At 30.8% G+C, this 6,197-nt stretch carries 7 protein-coding genes and 1 tRNA gene; all 8 read left to right on the forward strand.

The window, feature by feature from the left end; all coding sequences use genetic code 11:
- The first annotated feature begins 19 nt into the window (after positions 1-19).
- Positions 20-1,732 carry a proline--tRNA ligase gene (locus ACRDBA_RS09695; protein WP_438572720.1) on the forward strand — a complete coding sequence of 571 codons (1,713 nt, stop codon included), beginning with the start codon at positions 20-22 and terminating at the stop codon, positions 1,730-1,732.
- An 11-nt stretch (positions 1,733-1,743) separates the two neighbouring features.
- Positions 1,744-3,144 carry a cysteine--tRNA ligase gene (gene cysS, locus ACRDBA_RS09700; RefSeq protein ID WP_438572721.1) on the forward strand — a complete coding sequence of 467 codons (1,401 nt, stop codon included), beginning with the start codon at positions 1,744-1,746 and terminating at the stop codon, positions 3,142-3,144.
- Positions 3,145-3,192: 48 nt separating this feature from the next.
- Positions 3,193-3,612: a Mini-ribonuclease 3 gene (locus ACRDBA_RS09705; protein ID WP_438572722.1), complete on the forward strand. Its 420-nt coding sequence runs from the start codon at positions 3,193-3,195 to the stop codon at positions 3,610-3,612.
- A 55-nt stretch (positions 3,613-3,667) separates the two neighbouring features.
- On the forward strand, positions 3,668-4,558 hold the full coding sequence (gene rlmB, locus ACRDBA_RS09710; protein WP_438572723.1) for a 23S rRNA (guanosine(2251)-2'-O)-methyltransferase RlmB: 891 nt from the start codon (positions 3,668-3,670) through the stop codon (positions 4,556-4,558).
- Between the two features lie 24 nt (positions 4,559-4,582).
- On the forward strand, positions 4,583-5,092 hold the full coding sequence (locus tag ACRDBA_RS09715; protein ID WP_438572724.1) for an NYN domain-containing protein: 510 nt from the start codon (positions 4,583-4,585) through the stop codon (positions 5,090-5,092).
- Positions 5,093-5,179: 87 nt separating this feature from the next.
- Complete coding sequence (gene sigH, locus ACRDBA_RS09720; protein WP_438572725.1) at positions 5,180-5,803, forward strand: RNA polymerase sporulation sigma factor SigH; 624 nt, start codon at positions 5,180-5,182, stop codon at positions 5,801-5,803.
- Positions 5,804-5,885: 82 nt separating this feature from the next.
- A tRNA-Thr gene (locus tag ACRDBA_RS09725) sits at positions 5,886-5,961 on the forward strand.
- 98 nt (positions 5,962-6,059) lie between these two features.
- Positions 6,060-6,197: GTP-binding protein (locus ACRDBA_RS09730; protein ID WP_438572726.1), on the forward strand; the 138-nt coding region annotated here is incomplete at its 3' end.

A 6,197-nucleotide genomic window follows, 5' to 3' on the forward strand; every position in this document is an offset into this window, starting at 1 on the left:
TAAAGGGAGGCACACTAATATGAAAATGTCAAACATGCTTGTATCAACTTTAAGAGAAACACCAGCAGAAGCAGAAATAGATAGTCATAAATTAATGCTAAGATCAGGAATGATTAGAAAAATGGCATCAGGAATATATAACTATATGCCTTTAGGATTAAAGGTTTTAAAAAATATAGAAGATATAGTAAGAGAAGAAATGAACAATGCTGGAGCACAAGAGTTTTTAGCATCAGCGATATTACCAGCAGAATTATGGCAAGAATCAGGAAGATGGGATGTTTATGGCGAAGAAATGTTCAGATTAAAGGACAGAAACAATAGAGATTTTTGTTTAGGGCCAACACATGAAGAAGTATTTACTGATATAGCTAGAACAGAAATAAAATCATATAAACAATTACCAGTTAATTTATATCAAATTCAAACTAAATATAGAGATGAAAGAAGACCTAGGTTTGGTATTATGAGATCAAGAGAGTTCATAATGAAAGATGCTTATAGTTTTGACAAAGATCAAGCTGGATTAGATGCATCATTTGATAACATGAATGAAGCTTACGTTAAGATATTTAACAGATGTGGATTAGATGCTAAGTGTGTTGAGGCTGACTCAGGTGCAATTGGTGGATCAAACTCAGCAGAATTTATGGTTAAGTCTGAAGTAGGGGAAGATGATGTAGTATTCTGTACTAAATGTAATTATGCAGCTAATATGGAAAAAGCACCTTCAACTGTGGAAAAGGCTGAGAGAGAAGATGAGAAAGAGTTATCAAAAACAGAGACTCCTAATATAAGAACAGTTGAGGAATTAGTTAAATTCTTTAATATTACAGAAAAGAAACTAGCAAAAACATTAATATTTAATGCAGACGGAAAAATAGTTGCTGTAATGGTTAGAGGAGATAGAGAAGTTAATGAAGTTAAAGTATCTAATGCTTTAGGTGGAATAGTAGATTTAAACATGGCTACGCCAGAAGAAGTTTTTGCAGCTACAAATGCATCAGTAGGATTTGCTGGACCAATAGGAATAAAAGTTGATGAATTATTAGTTGATGAAGAAGTAGCAAATATGTATAACTTCATAATTGGAGCTAATGAAACTGGATTCCATTTTGAAAATGTAAATTACGGAAGAGACTTTGAAGGAACTACTGGAGACTTTAGAAATATAACAGCTGGTGAAAAATGTCCTACTTGTGGCTGTGAAGTTACGATAGCAAGAGGAACAGAAGTTGGTCATATATTTAAGTTAGGAACTAAATATTCAGAAGCTATGAAAGCTACTTTTATAGATGAAAATGGAAAAGAAAAGCCATTTGTAATGGGATGTTACGGAATTGGTGTTACAAGAACTATGGCATCAATAATAGAGCAACATCATGATGATAATGGAATAGTGTGGCCTCTATCAGTAGCACCATATCATGTTACTGTTATTCCGGTTAATATTAAGGATGAAAATCAAATGGAAGTAGCAAACTCTATATATAATGAGTTAAAAGCTATAGGTGTAGATGCTTTATTAGATGACAGAAACGAAAGAGCAGGAGTTAAGTTTAAGGATTCAGAATTAATGGGAATTCCTATGAGAATTACTGTTGGTAAAAAAGTAACTGAAGGTGGAATTGAATTTAAATTAAGAAGCTCAGAAGTTGAACAAATAAAAATAGAAGAAGCAATTCAAAAAGTAAGAGATGAATTTGAAAGAAATAATCTTTTTATTAGATAGGAGGGAATGGAATGAAGGTTTATAATACCTTAACTAGAAAGAAAGAAGAATTCATACCATTAAATCCAGGTGAAGTTAAAATGTATGTATGTGGACCTACTGTTTATAATTATTTTCACATAGGAAATGGTAGAACATTTATCATCTTTGACACTATTAGAAGATATTTAGAGTATAGAGGTTACAAGGTAAACTTTGTACAAAATTTTACAGATATAGATGATAAAATGATAAATAAAGCAAATGATGAAGGAACTACTGTTAAGGAAGTTGGAGACAAATATATAGCAGAGTACTATAAAGATGCAGATGGGTTAAATATTAAAAGAGCAACTGTTAATCCAAGAGCAACAGAATATATAACAGATATTATAAAATTTGTTAAAGGGCTTCAAGATAATGGATATGCATATGAAGTAAATGGAGATGTATATTTCAGAACTAAAAAGTTTGATGGTTATGGAAAGTTAATAGGTCAAAATCTTGATGATTTACAATCAGGTGCTAGAATTAATGTAGATGAAAGAAAAGAAGATCCTATGGATTTTGCAATATGGAAGGCTCAAAAACCAGGAGAACCAGCTTGGGGAAGTCCTTGGGGAATGGGTAGACCAGGATGGCATATAGAGTGTTCATGTATGGCTAAAAAGTTGTTAGGAGACACTATAGATATACATGCAGGTGGAATGGATTTAGCATTCCCACATCATGAAAATGAAATTGCACAAAGTGAAGCATTAACAGGAAAACCTTTTGCTAAGTATTGGATGCACGGAGCTTTCTTAAATGTTAATAATCAAAAAATGTCTAAGTCATTAAATAACTTCTTAACTGCAAGAGATGCATTGCAAGAGTACACTGCAGATGTAATAAGATTCTTAATGTTATCAGGACATTATAGAGTTCAGTTGAATTTTAGTAATGAACTTTTAGATTCAGCTAAGGCATCAGTTGAAAGACTATATAATGCAATTGGTAATTTAGAAAATCTTATAGAAGAAGTTAAAAGAGATAATATGGATGATAAAGAAGTAGAATTCTTAAATTCATTAGATAAGCATAGACAAAAGTATATTGAAAAAATGGATGATGATTTCAATACTGCAGATGCTATAACAGCTATATTTGATTTAATAAAAGATATAAACAGCAATGTTAATATAAATTCATCAAAAGAATTATGTCAAAACGCTTTAAATTTAATAAAAGAGCTTGGAGAACCTTTAGGAATATTACAGGAAACTACAAAGGGAACTTTAGCAGATGAAATTGAAGCTTTAATAGCACAAAGACAAGATGCAAGAAAAAATAGAGATTTTGCTTTAGCAGATAAAATTAGAGATGATTTAAAAGCAAGAAATATAGTTTTAGAAGATACTCCACAAGGAGTAAGATGGAAAAAGTTAGACTAAGTAAAAAAAGGCTGCATTAATGCAGCCTTTATTTAAAGGGGTGAAATAATGTTAGAAGATTTTAGAGTAATTGAGTTTAGTAAAGATGAAGCTAGAAGATTAAATCCATTACAATTAGCTCTTATAGGTGATGGAGTATATGAAATTTTTATAAGAAATTATATACTTTCAAATAACAAAGAACTATCAGCTCATAAAATTCATGTAAAAGCAATAGGTTATGTTAAAGCTAAGAGTCAATCAACTATAATGCATAATATTGAAGAGTTGCTAAATGAAGACGAACAGTATATATATAAACGTGGAAGAAATACAAAGTCAGCAACTGTTCCTAAGAATGCAAATGTTAGGGATTATAGAAATGCAACTGGATTTGAAGCTTTAATAGGATATTTATATTTATCAGGAGATAAAGATAGGTTATCATACATATTAGAAAGTTGTGTAAAAGTAGAATTAGAAGATTAAATAAAGGCGTATAGTGGAAGAATGTATACTACCTTATAAGATAGGAGAAGATGAAATGACTAAAGGAACAAGAATTGAAAGAAAACAAGCAAGATTAGAAAGAGAAATGGCAAATGGTAATTATAATCAAAAGAGAAGAGAGTATAGAGAGCCAAGAGAAAATAGATTTTCAAAAGAACCTAAAGAAGAGGCTGTAGTAAGTCAAGTTAGAGAAGATTTAATAGTTGGAAGAAATGCTGTTATGGAGCTTTTAAAAACTGATAGAACTATAGAGTGTTTATATATTGCAAAGGGAGATATGGAAGGATCAATAAAAGCAATATTAAATTCAGCTAGAGAAAAAGGCTTAGTAGTTAAAGAAGTAGACAGAAAAAAATTAGATGGAATGAGTGAAGGTGTTAATCATCAAGGTGTAATAGCTTTAGTAACTCCTTTTGTATATTGTCAAGTAGCTGATATTTTAGAAAAAGCTAAAAAGAAAGGTCAAGATCCTTTTGTAATAGTTTTAGATGAAATAGAAGATCCTCATAACTTAGGATCAATAATAAGAACAGCTGAATTATGTGGAGCTCATGGAATAATTATACCAAAGAGAAGAAATGTAGGGATAACATCAACTGTTTATAAATGTTCAGTAGGAGCGATAGAACATATGAAAATAGCAAAGGTTACAAATATTAACGCTGCTATAGATGAATTAAAGCAATCAGGAATTTGGGTATATGGAGCGGATATAGCTGGTGTTGAATATAGCTATCAAGTAAACTTCTCAGGACCTTGCGCGATAGTTATTGGTAGTGAAGGAAGAGGAATTTCAAAATTAACATTAAAAAAATGTGATAAGCTAGTTAAAATTCCTATGGTAGGAAAAATTAACTCTTTAAATGCTTCAGTTGCAGGTGGTATAATGATGTATGAAGTATTAAGAGGAAGATTATCAAAATAATTTGATAATCAAAAGAGGTAAAGTGTGAAGATTATATTTGTTGATGGATATAATGTTATAAATTGCTGGCCTAATTTAAAAGAACAAAAAGAGTATAGTTTTGATGGAGCAAGGCAACAATTAATAGATATATTACATAATTATGCTGTATATATTGATTGTAAAATAGTTATTGTTTTTGATGCACACAAGGTAGTACGAAGTTTAGAAAAAAAAGAAGCTATAAATAAAAATATTAGCATAGTATTTACTAAAGATGGAGAAACGGCAGATGCTTATATAGAAAAAGAAGTTCATTTACTTGGAAGAAAATATGAGGTTTATGTTGTTACATCTGATTGGTTAGAGCAGCAAACTATATTTCAAAGAGGTGCAGTAAGAATTGCAGCCTTAGAATTTTATAATGATGTATTAAAAGCTAAAAATGTAATAGCACAAAAAGCAGTTAGAAATGTAACTCATAATAAGAATCATTTGGGAGATTATGTTGATAATGAAGTGTTTGAAAAATTAGAAGCTATAAGAAGAAGTTAATTGGATTGACTAATGGGTCTAAAATAGGATATAATTGTAAAAAGAATGGGGTAAGGTGGGGAAAAAGTGTATAATAAAGGGAGTTCTATAGAAGGTTTTGTAGAGTTTAATGGTAAAACTGATGAAGAAATTGTTTCTGATGCTAAAAATGGAAATATAAGAGCACAAGAATATCTTATTTCCAAATATGAAACCTTTGTAAAGGCTAAATCTAAGTCTTACTTTCTTGTAGGTGCAGATAAGGAAGATATATATCAAGAAGGAATGATAGGTTTATATAAAGCTATCAGAGACTTTAAAGCTGATAAACTTAGTAGTTTTAAAGCTTTTGCTGAACTTTGTGTTACAAGGCAAATAATAACAGCTATAAAAACAGCTACAAGGCAAAAACATATTCCTTTAAATACGTACATATCGTTAAATAAGCCCATTTATGAAGAAGAATCAGAAAGAACTTTATTAGATGTACTTGATGGTTTTAAGATTTCAGATCCAGAGGAACTTATAATAAGCCAAGAGCAGATAGAACATATAGAAAAAGAGATGGCAAAAGTATTATCTCATCTTGAAATGGAAGTGCTTCAATCCTATTTGGATGGAAAGTCTTATCATGAAATAGCATGTGATTTAGATAGGCATGCTAAGTCAATAGATAATGCACTGCAAAGAGTAAAGAGAAAACTAGAAAAATGTCTATATAACCAAGAATAAAGTAGTTAATTGTTATTGACAAAGTTTTTGAATGATAGTAAACTTTATAATTGGTATATTAAACTATAAAGCAAGCAAGAGTGCTCACGTAGCTCAGTAGGTAGAGCGTCGCCTTGGTAAGGCGGAGGCCGTCGGTTCAATCCCGATCGTGAGCTCCAATATAATTGTAAGCTTATTATATATAAGCCTGACAATATATTAAAAAGATACAAACGCTAGGCAAAGTTTATTACAAAGAATAAAGGAGGAATTTATAATGGCAAAGCAAAAATTCGAAAGAAGTAAACCACACGTAAATATCGGAACAATTGGTCACGTTGACCACGGTAAGACAACTTTAACAGCTGCAATCACAACTGTTTTAGCAAACAGAGGGTTCGCAGAAGCGTTCAAC

The organism is Clostridium sp. (assembly GCF_051654825.1).
Classification (GTDB): domain Bacteria; phylum Bacillota; class Clostridia; order Clostridiales; family Clostridiaceae; genus Clostridium.

Excerpts from the sequence above, each read along its gene's own strand:
- ACRDBA_RS09695 (WP_438572720.1), top strand. The coding sequence starts at position 20 with ATGAAAATGTCAAACATGCTTGTATCAACTTTAAGAGAAACACCAGCA.
- cysS (WP_438572721.1), top strand. The coding sequence starts at position 1,744 with ATGAAGGTTTATAATACCTTAACTAGAAAGAAAGAAGAATTCATACCA.
- ACRDBA_RS09705 (WP_438572722.1), top strand. The coding sequence starts at position 3,193 with ATGTTAGAAGATTTTAGAGTAATTGAGTTTAGTAAAGATGAAGCTAGA.
- rlmB (WP_438572723.1), top strand. The coding sequence starts at position 3,668 with ATGACTAAAGGAACAAGAATTGAAAGAAAACAAGCAAGATTAGAAAGA.